The sequence below is a fragment of the Streptomyces sp. NPDC059861 genome (genome assembly GCF_042731435.1).
Classification (GTDB): Bacteria; Actinomycetota; Actinomycetes; order Streptomycetales; family Streptomycetaceae; genus Streptomyces.
This window is the reverse complement of record NZ_JBHWJQ010000005.1, coordinates 27,160-43,303: the sequence shown is the minus strand read 5'-3', so window position 1 is coordinate 43,303 and position 16,144 is coordinate 27,160. Positions and strand designations below refer to the sequence as shown.

Genomic DNA, 16,144 nt, shown 5'->3' with positions numbered 1-16,144 from the left:
GAAGGTGTTGGACCCCTTGATCGTCCACGGGCGACGGTTGCCCCATGCCGCGACCGACGTCCGCCCGCCGACCGGGCCCCTACCGCCGCCTGTTCGCCCACCCCGGCACCCGCGCCTTCACGCTGGGCAACCTCGTCGCCCGGCTGCCGATGGGCATGTTCAGCGTGAGCGCGGTCGTGATGATCGCCGGTAGCCGCGGATCGTACGCCCTCGCCGGCGCCGTCACCGCTACCGGGCTCGCCGCGACCGCGCTGGTCGCCCCCTGGGTCGCCCGCCTCGTCGACCGGCACGGCCAGGCCCGTGTTGCCGTCCCCGCCACCCTCGCGGCGGCCCTGGGCAGCCTGGCCCTCCTGCTCTGCCTGCATCACGACGCCCCGGACTGGACCCTCTTCGCCGCCTACGCCGCCACCGCCACCACCCCCAACATCGGCGGCATGTCCCGCGCCCGCTGGGCCCACCTCCTGGAGGGCGACCCCGACGCCCTGCACACCGCCAACTCCTTCGAACAGGCCGCCGACGAGCTGTGCTTCATGCTGGGCCCGGTGCTCGCGGCCTTCCTCTGCGGGACGTTCTTCCCGGAGGCGGGCACGCTGACCGGGGGCGTCCTGCTGCTCACCGGCATGCTCCTGTTCACCGCCCAGCGCGCCACGGAACCGCCCGTGGCGCCGCGCACGAAGGCCCCCTCGCCGCTGCGCTCCCCCGGTATGCCCGCGCTGCTCGCGGCCTTCCTGGCCACGGGCGCGGTGTTCGGCGCGACGGAGGTGGTGACGATCGCGTTCGCGGACGCGCAGGGCCGGCGCACGGCGGCCGGCGTCCTGCTCGGCCTCCAGGCGGCGGGCTCCTGCGCGGCAGGGCTGCTCTTCGGCACGCTGAAGCTCAAGGCGCCGGCCGACCGCCGCCTGCCCTGGTGCACGGCCGCGATGGCCGTCCTGCTGGCCCTCCCCCTGCTGGCCGCCACCGTCACCTCCTCCCTCCTCGCGCTCGCCCCCGCCCTCCTCATCGCCGGGATGGCGACCGCCCCGACGATGGTCACGGGCATGGCGCTCGTCCAGCAGCGCACCCCCGCCGACCGCCTCAACGAGGGCATGACCCTCGCCGTGACCGCCCTGCTCGGCGGCATCGCGGGCGGCAGCGCGCTCGGCGGCTGGACGGTGGAGCGGGCGTCGGCGGCCACCGGCTTCGGCATGCCGGTCACCGCCGCCGCCCTCGCCCTGGTCATCACCCTCCTGCCCCGCGTCGCCCGCGGCTCCGGAGGGGCGGGCGGCGTGCCTCAGCCCAGTCCCCAGGCGAGCCCCAGCCGGTAGGCGGCGCACAGGTTCACGTCGAGCATGTACTCCCCGGCGGTACCGCACTGCGTACTGCCGCTGCCGGGGTCCACGGGCTGCCCGTGTCCCATCCCCGTGAGTGCGTACGTCTCGACGACCGCGCGGCCGCCCGCGTCCCGGAAGACCTGGTGCGGATACCCGGCGACCGAGTCGGACACGTCGGCCGTCTGGTCGGTGCCGTGCACGTTCGTCCACTGCTCGACCAGGTCGGTCATGTTGACGGGCTTGACGGTGTAGTCGGCCGTGCCCTGCAGCACGGTGAGGACCGGCCAGGGCCCGGTGTGTCCGGGCCGCGCGGCCCGTACCCGGTCGCCCCACTGCTTCGGGGTCTGCGTGGCACCGACGTACATGCACACGTACGGCGACCCGGCGGCCTGCGCGCACCCGTACGGCAGGCCCGCGACGACACCGCCCGCGGCGAACTTCTCCGGGTAGGCCGCCATCAGCACGGCGGTCATCGCACCGCCCGCGGACAACCCGGTGACATACACCCGCCCCCGGTCGCCGGAGACGTCGGCGAGCTGCCGGTCCACCATCTGCGCGAGGGACGCGGCCTCGCCCTGGCCGCGCGCGATGTCACCGGTCTCGAACCAGTTGAAGCAGGAGGAGAGGTTGTTGGCGCTCTGCTGCTGCGGCAGCACGACGGAGAAGCCCCAGCGGTCGGCGAGCTGCGTCCAGCCGCTGCCGGTGCCGTAGCCGGAGGCGTTCTGCGTGCAGCCGTGCAACGCGACGACGACGGGGCGCCCGGCGGGCAGCCCGTCGGGCACGTACCGGTACATCTTCAGCGCCCCGGGATTGCTCCCGAACCCGGTGACCTCCTGAAGCGACGCGGCCACCGCCCGCCCCGGCGTGAGGACGGCGGCGATCAGGGCGACCAGCAGGGTCACCAGGACGGCGATACGAGGCTGTGCGGCTCTGGTCTGTGTCATGGGGAGGGACCGTAGAACCGTGAACGACCCCTCGATATGGAGTCGGACCCCACAAAAACGACGAGAGCCCGGTGGTTGAACACCACCGGGCTCTCGTCGCATGGAGATTGTGGAGATGGCGGGAATCGAACCCGCGTCCAACGGTGCGGAATCAGGGCTTCTCCGTGTGCAGTCCGCTGCGCTTTTCTCGGCCCCGGAGATCACGCGGACAAGTCTCCGACGGGCTCAGTCACTGTTTGGTTTCCCTCTTCACCCCGTGACCGGGATCAAGGTTTAGTCCCCTAGCTGATGCCAGGATCCGGGTCGGGAACAGCCCCGGGCTGACACTTCGCAAGTCGCTACTTAGGCAGCGAGGGCGAAGGAATCGCGCTTGGTATTGGCGATTATTGTTTTCGGCCTGTGGTTTACGAGATCATGGCCGCTTCCTCGACACGCTTCCCCTGCTTCGACAGCCGCTGTCGAAACCGATCATCCCCATGTTGTTTTTTCAAACGCCGCACCCGCTGTGGGGTGCAGATGCCATCGTACGGGATCACCCGCCGCCGATGCCACCGTATTCCCGGCGGTCACTCCGCCGTCGTACCCGGTTCAACGCGACCCTGCGCCGGGGCATTCCCCGCTCAGGCCCGCTGCCGACGCCGCACCGCCGACATGGCGCGGTCGGCCTCGCGGCGGTCCTGCTTCTCCCGCAGGGTCTGCCGCTTGTCGTACTCCTTCTTGCCCCTGGCCAGCGCGATCTCCACCTTGGCCCGGCCGTCCTTGAAGTACAGGGCGAGCGGCACGATGGTGTGACCCGTCTCTCCCGCCTTGGACGCCAGCTTGTCGATCTCCTCGCGGTGCAGGAGCAGCTTGCGCTTGCGCCGGGCACTGTGGTTGGTCCAGGTGCCCTGGCTGTACTCCGGCACGTGCACGTTGTACAGCCACGCCTCGTGCTCGTCCATCTGGACGAAGCCGTCGACCAGCGAGGCGCGGCCCTGGCGCAGTGACTTCACCTCGGTGCCCGTGAGGACCAGGCCGGCCTCGTAGGTGTCCAGGATGTGGTAGTCGTGCCGCGCCTTCTTGTTCTGCGCGATCAGCTTGCGCCCTTTTTCCTTAGCCATAGTGCCGACCATTTTCGCACTACGAAGGGGGTGTGAGGGAAGCCGATTACCGAGGCGGCGCTAGCGGCCGAGTCCGGCGAGGACGGTCCGCGCCCTCTGGAGCGCGCGTTCGCCGGCCTCCAGGTCGGGGGTGATGCCGCGGCCGTCGACGCCACGGCCGGAGGGGGTGCGGTAGTGGCCGACGGTCAGCTCGGCGACGGAGCCGTCGGGCAGCCGGCTCGGCATCTGGACCGAGCCCTTGCCGAAGGTGCGGGAGCCCACGACGACCGCGCGGCCGCGGTCCTGGAGGGCGCCGGTGAGCAGCTCGGCCGCGCTCATCGTGCCGCCGTCGACGAGCGCGACCACGGGTCGGGCGGAGTCGCCGCCGGGCTCGGCGTGCAGGGCGAGCTGCTCACCGTCGACGTCGTAGGTGGCGACCAGGCCGCCGTCGAGGAAGGCGGAGGCGGCGGTGACCGCCTCCGTGACCAGGCCACCGCTGTTGGCGCGCAGGTCGAGGACGACCCCGGAGGCGGCCGGGGCGTGCCGTACGGCTTCGCGGACCACCTCGCCGGAGCCCTTGGTGAAGGCGGCGATCCTGATGACGGTGGCGCCGTCGGGGAGCGTGCGGACGGTCACGGAGTCGGTGGACAGCCGGGCCCGGCGCAGCGTCTCGGTCCACGCGCGCGTGCCGCGCTCCATCCCCAGGCGGACGGTCGTACCGGCGTCCGCGTCGGTGGCGTCGCCGCGCAGCAGGGAGACCACCTCGGTGACCGGGCGCCCGTCGACCTTGCGCCCGTCGACGCTGCGCAGCCGGTCCCCGGCGCGGATCCCGGCCTCGGCTGCGGGTGAACCGGTGGCGACCTCCGTCACCTCGATCCGCCCGCCCCGCTCGCGGCGGGCGGACAGGCCGACGCCGGTGTACTCGCCGTCGAGGGCCTCCTGGAACTCCTCGTACTCGCCCCGGGAGTAGACGGCGTCCCAGCGGTTGCCGCTTCGGCTCACCGCGCGTTCGGCGGCCTCGATGGGGGACTTGCCCTCGGCCATGGCCTCGGCGGCGGCGCGGGCGACCTCCTGCTGACTGCCGACGGGGGCCGCGGAGGGCGTCGTACCGGATGCGGCGCCGGGCTCGTCCCCCGGCAGCGAGCCGGTCGCGGCGCCGGCGACGAGCACGCTCGCGAACACCAAGGTCAGGGCGGCCCCGCGGCCGAAGCGGCGGGGCTGACAGAACAGGTCACGACCTGACATGCCGGTGAGTCTAGGACAACGCGAAGGGCCGTACGGTCGGTTGACCGCACGGCCCTCTTGGCATGTGTCACACCTTCAGGTACTTGCGCAACGCGAAGAACGCCGCCAAGGCGGGCATCAGGAGGCTCGTCGCGAGGATGAGCGGCAGCTTCGTGAGCACGGCGTCCCACCCGATGAAGTTGATCAGGTTCAGCTTCTCGGACAGGGCCAGGCCGTTGTCGATGATGAAGTACCGCCCCAGCATCAGGAAGCCGCACGCGAGGGTGCCGCCGATGAGTCCGGCGACCGCGGCCTCCATGATGAACGGCGCCTGGATGTAGAAGCCGGAGGCACCGACCAGGCGCATGATGCCGGTCTCACGCCGCCGGCTGAACGCCGAGACACGCACGGTGTTGACGATCAGCATCAGCGCCACCACCAGCATCAGGGCCATCACCGCGCGCGCGGCCCAGTTCATGCCGTTCAGCAGCTCGAAGAGGTTGTCCAGGATGCCCTTCTGGTCCTGCACCGACTGCACGCCGTCCCGCCCGTTGAAGGCGGTCGCGATGACCTGGTACTTCTCCGGGTCCTTCAGCTTGATGCGGTACGACTCCTGCATCTGGTCCGGCGTGAGGGAGCTGGCCAGCGGGGAGTCGCCGAACTGCTCCTTGTAGTGCTTGTACGCCTGGTCCTGCGACTCGGTCGTCACGTTGTCGACGACCGACATCTTCTTGAGGTCGGTGAGGATCTGCTCCTTCTGCTCCCCCGTGACCGCGCCCTTGGCGCAGTTGGGGTCCGACTCGGCGTCGCTCTTGTTGCAGAGGAAGATCGAGACGTTGACCTTGTCGTACCAGTAGCCCTTCATGGTGTTCACCTGGTCGCTCATCAGCAGCGAACCGCCGAACAGGGCCAGGGACAGGGCGACCGAGACGATGACCGCGAAGGTCATCGTCAGATTGCGGCGGAGACCTACACCGATCTCCGACAGAACGAACTGGGCGCGCATGGCGTCTGCTTCAAGCCTTTCCGTGGATCTCGCTGCTGTCTCAGTGCTGGTAGCCGTAGACGCCGCGGGCCTGGTCGCGGACGAGGCGGCCCTTCTCCAGCTCGATGACGCGCTTGCGCATCTGGTCCACGATGTTCTGGTCGTGCGTGGCCATCACCACGGTCGTGCCCGTCCGGTTGATCCGGTCGAGCAGCTTCATGATGCCGACGGAGGTCTGCGGGTCGAGGTTGCCGGTGGGCTCGTCGGCGATCAGCAGCTTGGGCCGGTTGACGAAGGCCCGCGCGATGGCGACGCGCTGCTGCTCACCGCCGGACAGCTCGCCCGGCATCCGGTCCTCCTTGCCACCGAGGCCGACCAGTTCGAGCACCTGGGGCACGGACTTGCGGATCTCGCCGCGCGACTTGCCGATGACCTCCTGCGCGAACGCGACGTTCTCACCGACGGTCTTGTTCGGCAGCAGCCGGAAGTCCTGGAAGACCGTCCCCAACTGGCGCCGCATCTGCGGCACCTTCCAGTTGGAGAGGCGCGCGAGGTCCTTGCCCAGAACGTGCACCTGACCGTGGCTGCACCGCTCCTCGCGGAGGATCAGCCGCAGGAAGGTGGACTTTCCGGAGCCTGAGGACCCCACAAGGAAGATGAACTCACCCTTTTCCACCTCAAGGGAGACATCCCTGAGGGCGGGGCGGGTCTGCTTGGGGTAGACCTTGGACACGTTGTCGAATCGGATCACGGATGCACCACGGGTCGCCGGGGGTAGATGTGCGTGACCATACGCGACGCGGGTACGCAAGCGCAGGCACAGGCGGTGGTTGTGCAATACTTGTGCACTTTTGTCCACTACACCTTTCTGAGAGCGCCCGCGCCCTTTCCGGAGGAACCTGGCACAGTGGAGGGGGAACGTTTGCGTTCCCCCGGGCGTTGTAAGCACGAACCGGTACCGGTGCGAGGAGGCGAGCACATGACGTACGACCGACTGGTGTGCGCGAACTGTGCCGCGCCCGTGAACGAGGGCCGCTGCCCCGTGTGCCGGGCCAACCGCGAGCGGCTGCAGCAGGAGAACCCCTTCGCGGCCCTCAACCCCATGACGTTGATCGCCCTGCTGGTGGTGCTGATCGCGGCGGTGGCGCTTCTCGCGCACCAGACCGCGTAGGACCGCGAGCTATACGCCGAAGGGCCCGGAGCGGTTGCTTCGGGCCCTTCGGCGATCACGCTCGGCCACCGTCAGGCAGCGGCTCCGCCACGGCCGCCCACCAGGCGCGGCAGCACACGGAAGCCGATACCGCCGGCGATCATCGTCGCGGCGCCGATCAGCAGGAACGTGGTCTGCGCGGCACCCGTCTCGGCGAGCTCGTCGCCGCCGCCCTGGGCGGAGGTGTCGGCCGCCGGGATCTCCGAGCCGGTGTCCGTCAGGGACGAGGAGCCCTCGTCCTGCGGGGAGGTGCCACCGTCGGGGTCGGTGTTGTCACCGTCACCGGTGCCGGGGGCGCTGGTCTCGTCGTCCGAGGGCTCCTCGGTCGGGTCCTCGGTGGGCTCCTCCGGCTCGGTGGGCTCCTCCGGCTCCGTGGGCTCCTCGGTCGGGTCGGTCGGCTCGCCCGTCGGAACGGTCGGCTCACCGGTCGGGATGGTGGGCTCGCCCGTCGGGGTCGTCGGCTCGCCGGTCGGGATCGTCGGGTCCGGCTCCGGACTCGGCGAGCGCTCGTCGCACAGGATGCCGACGAAGCAGTCCTCGGCCTCGGTGGCGGAAGCGGCACCCGCGGCGGTCAGCGAGGCGCCGGCCGCGATCACTGCGCCGGCGGCGATCCGCGCGATGCGGACGCGCGTCTTGTTGGTCATGTGTTTGCTACCCCCAGTAGCTCATCGTCATTGAGGCGGCGCTCGGGGCCGTGATCGACGGGAGTAGCTGATGCAGTGAAGCCCCCCGGTTCACATGCGCCCCGGAGATACGCATGCCACGCTTCACCCTTCCCATTTTTCAAAGCAACGTCAAGGCCGTTGCGTACGCGATGTCCAGGTACGGGTTCTTTGCCGTGCGTTGAAGTGTGTGAGTGTGATGTAAAACCCAGACATCCAGGCATGGAAAAGGCAACTGCCGCCGAATGGGCGGCAGTTGCCTTGTCGACAAAACGCTTCGCTTACTTCTCCTGCTGCTTGCGCCAGCGAATTCCGGCCTCCAGGAACCCGTCGATCTCACCGTTGAACACGGCCTCCGGGTTGCCGACTTCGTGCTCGGTGCGCAGGTCCTTGACCATCTGGTAGGGGTGCAGGACGTACGAACGCATCTGGTTGCCCCAGGAGTTGCCGCCGTCACCCTTGAGGGCGTCCATCTTGGCCTGCTCCTCCTGGCGGCGCCGCTCCAGCAGCTTGGCCTGGAGGACGTTCATGGCGGTGGCCTTGTTCTGGATCTGCGAGCGCTCGTTCTGGCAGGAGACGACGATGCCGGTGGGGAGGTGGGTGAGGCGCACCGCGGAGTCGGTGGTGTTCACGCCCTGGCCGCCGGGCCCGGAGGACCGGTAGACGTCCACCCGAAGCTCGGTCTCGTCGATCTCGATGTGGTCGGTCTGCTCGACCACGGGCAGCACCTCGACCCCGGCGAAGGAGGTCTGGCGGCGTCCCTGGTTGTCGAACGGCGAGATGCGCACCAGGCGGTGCGTGCCCTGCTCGACGGATAGGGTGCCGTAGGCGTACGGCACCTGCACCGCGAAGGTCGTGGACTTGATGCCCGCCTCCTCCGCGTACGAGGTCTCGTAGATCTCGGTCTTGTAACCGCGCTGCTCGGCCCAGCGCAGGTACATCCGCTGGAGACGCTCGGCGAAGTCGGCCGCGTCGACGCCACCGGCCTCGGCGCGGATGTTCACGAGCGCTTCCCGGGAGTCGTACTCACCGCTGAGAAGCGTCCGCACCTCCATCTCGTCGAGGGCCTTGCGGACGGCGGCGAGCTCGGACTCCGCCTCGGAGCGGGTGTCCGGGTCGTTCTCCTCCTCGGCAATCTCGAACAACACCGAGAGATCGTCGATCCGCCCGCGCAGTGCCTCCGCCTTCCTGACCTCGGCCTGGAGATGGGAGAGCTTGCTGGTGATCTTCTGCGCCTCGTCCGGGTCGTCCCAGAGGGACGGCGCGGCCGCCTGCTCCTCGAGCACGGCGATGTCTGCCCTCATCCTGTCGAGGTCCAGGACGGCCTCGATCGACTCCATGGTCGAGGAGAGGGACTTGAGCTCTTCGGATACATCGACGACTGCCACGCCTCCCAGCGTAACGGCTGTGGCAACCGACCTCGGCCGCGCCGGTCCCCGGGCCGGTGAGGGAGGGGTTCACCCTTGACGGAGCGGGGACGGGTGGTGGGGCGTGGGCCCGTGGTCCAGGGGGCGGATCCCCCTGGGGGTCACGGGGACGCCGGCGCCGTGTTCTTCGTGTCCTGCGGGGACGCCGCCTCGTCGTCCGACGTGGCCAGCCAGGCGCCGGTGCCCGCCGCGGCGGCCACGGCGACGGCGGCCGCCGCCAGGATCAGGCGGCGGCGCCGGGTGGTGGAGCGGTGGCGGGCCGAGCCGGGCCGGGGGGTGCCCGCGGCGCGGGGGGCCCGGGCGGTGCCTCGCGCGCCGCCGGCCAGCTCGTCCGGCGCCGGGACCCGCATCGACGTATGGGTGTCGCGGTTGGAGTCGGGCTTCGCGCCGGGGACCAACGGGACCGCGCCCCGGCGTACCCGTACCGGCGTCTCCGGCTGCCCGGCCGGTGGTGTCTCGGCGGGCTCCTCCGGCTCCGTGTCCGGCTCGTCCACGTCCAGCGGCGGCATCCCGCGCAGTATCGGCAGCTGCTCGCGGAGGCGGGCGGCCAGCTCGGACGCCCGAAGCCGCGAGGCCGGCGCCTTCGCCAGGCACTGCACCAGCAGCTGCCACAGCTCCTCGGGGATACCGGGGAGGGGGACGACCGTCTCCGTGACGTGCCGGCGCAGCACCGCGCCGGGGTGGCCGCCGCCGAAGGGGGTGAAGCCGGCCAGCAGCTCGTAGAGCACGGTCGCCAGCGCGTAGATGTCCACGGAGGCCCGGGGCGGGAGGCCCTCCACGATCTCCGGCGCCAGATAGTCCGGCGTGCCGATGATCTTCGTGGCGCGGGTCCGGCGCGGGGAGTCGATCAGTTTGGCGACACCGAAGTCCGTCAGCAGGGCGCGGTGCGAGCCGCCCGGTCCGAGCGGGCCCTGCATGTCCAGCAGGACGTTCTCCGGCTTGACGTCCCGGTGCACCACGCCGGCCGCGTGTGCCGCCGCCAGCCCCTCCGCGACGTCCGCCGCGATCGCGACCGCCGCCTCGGGCGCCAGCCGCCGCTCCCGGTCCAGCCGGGTGCGCAGGTCCGTGCCGCGGACCAGGTCCATGACGAGCGCGAGATCGTTGCCGTCGACCACCAGGTCGCGGACGGAGACGACGTTCGGGTGCTCCAGGCCGAGCAGGGCCGTCCGCTCCTGGACGAAGCGCCCCACGAGCTCCTGGTCGGAGGCAAGATCCTCACGCAGCAGCTTGATGGCGACGGGCCCCTCGGGTCCGTCGCCCAGCCACACCGTGCCGGCGCTGCCCCGCCCCAGGATCTGGTTGGCGGTGTACCGGCTACCGATCTTCCGTGCCAAGGCTGCTCCTACAGACGCGTGTTGTCGCTAAAACTACGCGTCCGAGGAGCCAACCTTCACCGCGGAGGCGGAAATCACCCGCCAGGTGTCGACAAATCAACTGACCCGCTACGGCGTGGACGTACCGGAGCCTCCGGAGCCGTCCAGGTCCCCGATCCACCCGGTGACCGTGGTGAACCAGTCCGTGAGCTGGTCCCAGTAGCTCTTGCCGGTGCCGATCCACTCCTGGAGCGGGCTCAGCTCCCAGATCAGCCAGCCGGCCACGAACAGGATGACGATCGTGAACAGGCATCCCTTCAGACACCCGAGGCCCGGGATCCGCATCGGATTGGCGCCGCGCTGCCGCGGCTGCCGCGGCTCGCGCGCCGGCCGCTGGGGTTCGGGCGTGGGCGGCGGGGCGTACCGCTGGGGCTGTTGCTGACGCTGCGGCGCGTACTGCTGCGGCTGTTGCTGCTGCTGCTGCTGCTGCTGGGGATAGCCGTAACCGGGCGGCGGTCCCTGCGGGGGACGCTGCTGCTGGCGCTGCTGGGGTCGCTGCTGCTGCGGGCGGGCGACCTGCCGCTGCGGGCGGCGGCGCAGCGGGTCCTCGTCGGGATCGAGGTACTGGACCTGGGTCTGCTCGTTGCGGTCGCGTGCGGCGCGCAGCTGGGTCTGCCAGGGGTGCGGCTGCTCGGGCTGCTGCCCGTGCGGCAGGACCTGGGTCGGGTCGGCACCGCCGGGACCGGTGTTCGGCAGTACGGCGGTGGGGTCGGCGGCGCCGGCCGGGCCCCCGGTGTGCGGCAGCACGCTGGTCGCCGCGTTCGGGTCGTAGCCGGGCGCCCCGTGCGGCAGCACCTGCGTCGGGTCGGACGCGCCGGGCGTGCCGGGGACCGGCGCGGGCGCCGGGTCGGGGGCGAGGAGCACGGCGACGCTCTCGGCGGCGGCGATCTGCGCGGAGTTCGCGTGCACACCGACGCCCTCGGCGACGACCCGCAGCCCGCGCGCGAGGTTCTCGGCGCTGGGCCGCTCCGCGGGGTTCTTGCGCAGACAGCGCTCTATGACCGTCCACAGCGGTTCGGGGACGGTGGAGGGGCGGCGCGGCTCGGCGCTCAGGTGCTGGTGCAGGACCTCGAGGGCCGAGCCGCCGGAGAACGGCGGACGGCCGGTGACCAGCTCGTACAGCAGGATGCCGGCGCCGTAGATGTCGACGGCGGAGGTCTGCGGGCGGCCCTCGGCGGACTCCGGCGCGACGTACGCGGGCGTGCCCACGAACTCGTGGGTGCGGGTCAGGCCGGGGGAGTCCGCGAGGCGGGCGATGCCGAAGTCGGTCAGCATCGGGTGCATCTGGCCGCCGCCCTGCATGAGCAGCACGTTCGCCGGCTTCAAGTCGCGGTGCACCACGCCGTCGGCGTGGCTGGCGGCCAGCGCGTCGGCGATCTGCGCCGTGAGCAGCGCGGCGGCGACGGGCGTGAAGGGGCCGTTCTCGCGCAGGTAGCGGTGCAGGTCGGGACCGTCGACGAGGTCCATGACGAGGGCCAGCAGATCGCCCTCGACGACCAGGTCGCGAACCCGGACGATGTTCGGATGGGTCAGGCGGAGCAGCACGGACCGCTCGCGCAGGAACCGCATCACGATGTCGGGGTCGCTCGCGAGCTCCTCCTTGAGGACCTTGATCGCGACGGTCTCGCCGGGCTGCCCGGGCACGGCCGCCTCGGCCCCGGCGGTCTCCCGCTGGCGGGCTCGCCAGACGGTGCCTGTGGCGCCGCGTCCAAGCGGCTCCTCAAGGAGGTACTTGCTCCCTACCGGCCGCACGTCATGGCTCCCTGCTGCTTGCTTGCATGGTCCGACCCACTGTAGTGCCGTGGTGGGCGGGGGCGGGCTGTCGTCCGCCGAGCTTCCTAGGTACTCGTTCCCGCACGCGTTCGAAGGAAAGACGCTCGCCTTTGTCTACCGGTTGCCGCAAGACGGACGTGACTGATCTCAACTGATCGCCGGCGCCGTCCTGGGCAGGCACTTTTGCGGGCAGAGCCGACCAATCAAGATCACTTGTTCCGGAGCGGCGGGCGCGTTGTCAGTGGCAGGTGCAAGGATGCGTGCAGTACTGGCCGACGTGCTCGTGTGGGGTGGGGGATCTCCGCGCCCGTGCAGAAGGGACCGCTGACGGCGATGCAGATCCGGCTGACCGTCGTAGACCCGCTGGGCCCGACCTCCCCCGAGTTCCAGACTCCGCCGGAGCAGGGGGGACCCCCGTCGCCGCGAGGCCGGGCCGCGAGCCGCGACGTGCTGGTCACGGCACCCGCCGGCACCGCCCTGTCCGCGGTGGCCTCGGGCCTGGCCGCGGCGGCCTGCGGCGACGTCCCGTCGGGGCCCGTGGTGCTGTACGCCGGCGCGGAGCGGCTCGACCCGCAGCGCTGCACCCTCGGTGAGCCGCCGCTGCTCGACGGCGCCGTGCTGTCCGTGGGCGGCCCGGCCGCCCCCGAGCCCCACCCCGAGCTGGACGACGCCCCGGCCCGCCTGGACGTGGTCGCCGGCCCCGACGCCGGCGGCGTCCATCTGCTGCACGGCGGCGAGATCCGCGTCGGCCGTTCCGCCGAGGCCGACGTCCCGCTCGACGACCCCGACGTCTCCCGCGTCCACTGCGCGGTGACCCTGGGCGCGGACGGGCGCGTCGCCGTCGCCGACCTCGATTCGACCAACGGCACGACGCTCGACGGCACGCGCGTGGGCACCCGCCCGGTGCGCTTCACGCCGGGTGCGCTGCTGCGGATCGGCGAGTCCACGCTGCGGCTGGCACCGGCCGGAGGGCCGGGGCGGCGGGTCGGGACGGCGCCCGACGGCGAGGGATGTGTGCGGGTCGGCCGGACGAGCGGCGGACCGTCCCCGGCCGGGTCTTCGGCGGTGCGGCCGGACGGACCGTCCGGGAGGACGGGGCATGCCTACGGGGCTGCCGGGGGCTGGGGGCTGCCGGGAGGCGGCGCGGCCGCCGCGCAGGGCCCGGCGGCGGGCGCTGCCCAGGAGGACCGAGGGATCGGTACGCCGGGCACGGCCCGCGACACGGCGCCCACGGACGAGGACGCGCACACGCGGGCGGGCACGGCCCACGCGCGGACGAAGGAGGGCACAGCCCCTCACGACCGGCACCCCGGCGCACCCGGACCGGATCCCCGCGCCAAGGAGCACTCGCCGACAGCGCCGCCCCTCGTGCCCGAGCAGGGCAAGGCACCCCGCATCGAGAGCCGCGCCGCCGGTCCGCAGGATCCGCACCCGGGCCCCGGCCCCGCCGCACCCTCCGGTGACGGAACGCACGGGGGACGGCTCGGCGCCGGCGCGCTCGACGCCCCCGCCGGTGCCGCCACCGGCCACCGCAAAGGCACGCCGCTGCGCGGCACCGACGTACCGCAGGGCGTACGCAGGCGAGGCGGGCTCACGGCGTGGGCGCGGCGGCTGGCCGGTGGGCGCGGCGCCGAACAGGACGCGGCCGTGCAGGGGACGTACGACGTCGAGCCGGACGGTGGAGCCGTGGCCCCGCCCGTGCGCGCCGACGCGCAGGAGACGTGGCCGGACCCGGCCGCACTGCTGCTGACCGCGCTCGGCCCCGGGCCCCGACTGTGGGAGCGCGGGCCAGGGCACCCCGAAGCTCTCACCGTGCGACTCGGTACGGCGGACCGGGCGGCGCCGGACGGCTCGGGGCTGCTGCCCGCGGTGCCGGTCACCGCCGATCTGCGCGAGGTAGGCGCCCTGGGCCTGGCCGGTCCGCGCCCCCGCCTGGCCGGGCTCGCGCGCGCGGTCGTGGCCCAGCTCGCCGCGCTGCACTCCCCCGACGCCCTGGAGATCGTCCTGATCAGCACGGACCGTGCGCGCGCCCTGGAGGAGCGCACCGCGGAGTGGTCCTGGCTCGGCTGGTTGCCGCATCTGCGGCCGGCCCACGGCCAGGACTGCCGTCTCCTCCTCGCCCACGACCGCGAACAGGCCGCGGCCCGCACCGACGAGCTCCTGCGCCGTCTGGACGACCACCTCACGGATCGGGGCGGCGCGGGCGGCACCGGGACGGCCACCGCGTCTTCGGGCCGGCAGCACCCCGGGAGCACCGGGACGCCGGCCCACGCCTCGGACGCCCCGTCCCGCCGCCCGGCCTGGGCCCGCCCCGACGACGACGCGGCCTCCGGCGCGGCGGACCCCGCCGGTCTCCCCGGCCCCCGCACGGTCCTCGTCGTCGACGGCGATCCCGGCGGCGCCGGTCTCCGCGAGGCCGTGGCACGGCTGGCCTTGGAGGGCCCGCAGGCCGGCATCCATGTCATCTGCCTCGCCGAGACCGCCTCGGCCTCCCCCGCCTCCCCGGTCAGCGAGACCTTCGAGGCCGCCTGCGCAGCGGCCCCGGCGTTCCGTGACTGCGGAGCCGTCGCCCTGCTCAGCGGCGATGTGGCGACAGCCCTCCGCCTGCTCCGTATCGCCCAGTCCACAGCAGGAGCCGACGGCGGCGCCGGATCCGGAGGCGCGGCCGGGCCCAGGACCGGTTCCGCGTCCGGCTCCGCCTCCTCGCACCCCGCCCCCGTGGGCCACGGCACGGTCGGCGTCGTGGACGCCGTCTCCCCCGCCTGGGCCGAGCGGTTCGCCCGGGCTCTCGCCCCCCTGCGCACGGACGCGTCCGCCACCGGCACCCGGCTCGCGCGCGTCAGCGCCCCCCTCCCCCAGGCCGCCCGCCTGCTGGACGAGTTGGGCCTGGCGCGGGCCACCCCCGCCTCTCTCATGACCCGTTGGGCCGACGCCGCCGACGACACCGACGCCCTCGGCGGCCGGGCGCACGCCGTCCTCGGCGCCGGCCCGCGCGGCCCGGTCGCCGCCGACCTCGTCGTCGAGGGACCGCACCTGCTGGTCGAGGGCCCGCCCGGCAGCGGACGTACGGAGCTGCTGCGGGCCGTCGTGGCCTCGCTCGCCGCCGCCGAGCGGCCCGACCGGCTGAGCCTGGTGCTGATGGACGGCCGGGACAGCGTGGGCGCGGGCAGCGGGCACGGCGACGGACTGCACCTGTGCATGGACATCCCGCACGTCACCACGCACCTCCTCGCCAACGACCCGGTCCGCATGCGGGAGTTCGCCCAGTCCCTGTCGGCCGAGCTGAAGCGCCGCGCGGAGCTGCTCGGCCGCTCGCACTTCGCCGAGTGGCACACCGGGCGTGAGGTGTCGGGCCGCATGGTCAGCCAGCGCGCGGCGCCCACCGCCGGTGCCGGTGACCTGGACACCCCGCCCAGCGCCACCCTGCGGCTGCGCCCGGCCGCCCCCCGTCGCCCGACGGACGACGTGCCCCCGCTGCCCCGCCTCGTCGTGGTCGTCGACGACCTGGACGCCCTGGTCGCACCGCCGCTGGGCTCTCCGGGCCGGCCCGCGGCCGGGTCCGTGATGCGCGCGCTGGAGGCGGTGGCCCGCGAGGGTGATCGGCTCGGCGTGCACCTGGTGGCCGCCGCCGGACCGGGCGGCCGTACTGCGGAGACCGAGCCCGCCCGGCGGGCCTCGCTGCGCGTCACCCTCGACGCCCCCACGCCGGGACCCGAGGAACCGGCGCCCGGCCGGGGCCGGTTGACGCATCCCGACGGACGGATCACGCCGTTCCAGGGCGGCCGGGTCACCGGCCGTATCCCGCGCACGGCGACGCTGCGGCCGACCGTCGTCCCGCTGGAGTGGCACAGGATGGGCGACCCGCCCACCCGGCGCCCGGTCCGCGAACTGGGCAACGGGCCGACGGACCTGGCCCTCCTGGCGAGCGCGCTGGAGCGGGCGGCCCGGGAGGTGTCCGCCTCGGAGGTGCCGTCGCTCCTGTAGGCACCTGCAGGCGCCTGTGGTCACCGCCCCGCTCCCGCCCGCTGAACAGTCACGACGCGGTCACGATCGCCGACTTGACACGGTTCGCGCTCTTGCCGACCCCACGGACCCGGCGTAGACCAGTGCCACGGGACAGCGCTCGCACGTTCGACGAGGACGAAGAACGGGGCCGT

The 16,144-nt window shown here is 72.7% G+C and carries 12 protein-coding genes and 1 other RNA gene; 3 read left to right on the top strand and 10 right to left on the bottom strand.

The window, feature by feature from the left end:
• Positions 1–44 precede the first annotated feature (44 nt).
• Positions 45–1,304 (top strand): MFS transporter, encoded by a 1,260-nt coding sequence (locus ACFV6X_RS05900; protein ID WP_385378240.1) that lies wholly within the window; start codon positions 45–47, stop codon positions 1,302–1,304.
• On the opposite strand, the gene ACFV6X_RS05895 is transcribed toward ACFV6X_RS05900, so the two are convergent.
• The 6 genes from ACFV6X_RS05895 to ftsE form a co-directional block, all read right to left on the bottom strand.
• Positions 1,271–2,254, bottom strand: a complete 984-nt coding sequence (locus ACFV6X_RS05895; protein WP_385378237.1) for an alpha/beta hydrolase family esterase — start codon at positions 2,252–2,254, stop codon at positions 1,271–1,273. The genes ACFV6X_RS05900 and ACFV6X_RS05895 overlap by 34 nt on opposite strands.
• A gap of 107 nt (positions 2,255–2,361) precedes the next feature.
• Positions 2,362–2,730: a transfer-messenger RNA gene (ssrA, locus tag ACFV6X_RS05890) on the bottom strand.
• Between the two features lie 144 nt (positions 2,731–2,874).
• On the bottom strand, positions 2,875–3,354 hold the full coding sequence (gene smpB, locus ACFV6X_RS05885) for an SsrA-binding protein SmpB (RefSeq protein ID WP_365454018.1): 480 nt from the start codon (positions 3,352–3,354) through the stop codon (positions 2,875–2,877).
• 60 nt (positions 3,355–3,414) lie between these two features.
• Positions 3,415–4,578 (bottom strand): S41 family peptidase, encoded by a 1,164-nt coding sequence (locus ACFV6X_RS05880; RefSeq protein ID WP_385378234.1) that lies wholly within the window; start codon positions 4,576–4,578, stop codon positions 3,415–3,417.
• A gap of 67 nt (positions 4,579–4,645) precedes the next feature.
• A complete protein-coding gene (gene ftsX / locus ACFV6X_RS05875) occupies positions 4,646–5,563 on the bottom strand; it encodes a permease-like cell division protein FtsX (protein WP_385378231.1) in 918 nt (305 codons plus the stop codon).
• A 40-nt stretch (positions 5,564–5,603) separates the two neighbouring features.
• Entirely contained in the window at positions 5,604–6,293 is a 690-nt protein-coding gene (gene ftsE / locus ACFV6X_RS05870) for a cell division ATP-binding protein FtsE (RefSeq protein ID WP_365454009.1), read from the bottom strand.
• A 228-nt stretch (positions 6,294–6,521) separates the two neighbouring features.
• On the opposite strand from ftsE, the gene ACFV6X_RS05865 reads away from it, so the two are divergent.
• Positions 6,522–6,713, top strand: a complete 192-nt coding sequence (locus tag ACFV6X_RS05865; RefSeq protein ID WP_385378228.1) for a hypothetical protein — start codon at positions 6,522–6,524, stop codon at positions 6,711–6,713.
• Between the two features lie 71 nt (positions 6,714–6,784).
• Here ACFV6X_RS05865 and ACFV6X_RS05860 read toward each other — a convergent pair whose 3' ends face one another.
• The 4 genes from ACFV6X_RS05860 to ACFV6X_RS05845 all read right to left on the bottom strand — a co-directional run bounded on the left by ACFV6X_RS05860 (position 6,785) and on the right by ACFV6X_RS05845 (position 11,966).
• Positions 6,785–7,396 (bottom strand): LPXTG cell wall anchor domain-containing protein, encoded by a 612-nt coding sequence (locus ACFV6X_RS05860; protein ID WP_385378225.1) that lies wholly within the window; start codon positions 7,394–7,396, stop codon positions 6,785–6,787.
• Between the two features lie 299 nt (positions 7,397–7,695).
• Positions 7,696–8,802, bottom strand: a complete 1,107-nt coding sequence (gene prfB / locus ACFV6X_RS05855; RefSeq protein WP_385378222.1) for a peptide chain release factor 2 — start codon at positions 8,800–8,802, stop codon at positions 7,696–7,698.
• A gap of 140 nt (positions 8,803–8,942) precedes the next feature.
• Entirely contained in the window at positions 8,943–10,175 is a 1,233-nt protein-coding gene (locus ACFV6X_RS05850; RefSeq protein WP_385378219.1) for a serine/threonine-protein kinase, read from the bottom strand.
• A 108-nt stretch (positions 10,176–10,283) separates the two neighbouring features.
• Entirely contained in the window at positions 10,284–11,966 is a 1,683-nt protein-coding gene (locus ACFV6X_RS05845; protein WP_385378216.1) for a serine/threonine-protein kinase, read from the bottom strand.
• Positions 11,967–12,320: 354 nt separating this feature from the next.
• Between ACFV6X_RS05845 and ACFV6X_RS05840 the strand changes: the two genes are divergently transcribed.
• The gene (locus tag ACFV6X_RS05840; RefSeq protein ID WP_385378745.1) at positions 12,321–15,971 is read left to right on the top strand and encodes an FHA domain-containing protein; all 3,651 of its coding nucleotides are present in this window, start codon (positions 12,321–12,323) and stop codon (positions 15,969–15,971) included.
• Positions 15,972–16,144 lie beyond the last annotated feature (173 nt).

Excerpts from the sequence above, each read along its gene's own strand:
- ACFV6X_RS05880 (WP_385378234.1), bottom strand. The coding sequence starts at position 4,578 with ATGTCAGGTCGTGACCTGTTCTGTCAGCCCCGCCGCTTCGGCCGCGGG.
- ACFV6X_RS05900 (WP_385378240.1), top strand. The coding sequence starts at position 45 with ATGCCGCGACCGACGTCCGCCCGCCGACCGGGCCCCTACCGCCGCCTG.
- ACFV6X_RS05860 (WP_385378225.1), bottom strand. The coding sequence starts at position 7,396 with ATGACCAACAAGACGCGCGTCCGCATCGCGCGGATCGCCGCCGGCGCA.
- ftsX (WP_385378231.1), bottom strand. The coding sequence starts at position 5,563 with ATGCGCGCCCAGTTCGTTCTGTCGGAGATCGGTGTAGGTCTCCGCCGC.
- smpB (WP_365454018.1), bottom strand. The coding sequence starts at position 3,354 with ATGGCTAAGGAAAAAGGGCGCAAGCTGATCGCGCAGAACAAGAAGGCG.
- ACFV6X_RS05840 (WP_385378745.1), top strand. The coding sequence starts at position 12,321 with ATGCAGATCCGGCTGACCGTCGTAGACCCGCTGGGCCCGACCTCCCCC.
- ACFV6X_RS05865 (WP_385378228.1), top strand. The coding sequence starts at position 6,522 with ATGACGTACGACCGACTGGTGTGCGCGAACTGTGCCGCGCCCGTGAAC.
- ACFV6X_RS05895 (WP_385378237.1), bottom strand. The coding sequence starts at position 2,254 with ATGACACAGACCAGAGCCGCACAGCCTCGTATCGCCGTCCTGGTGACC.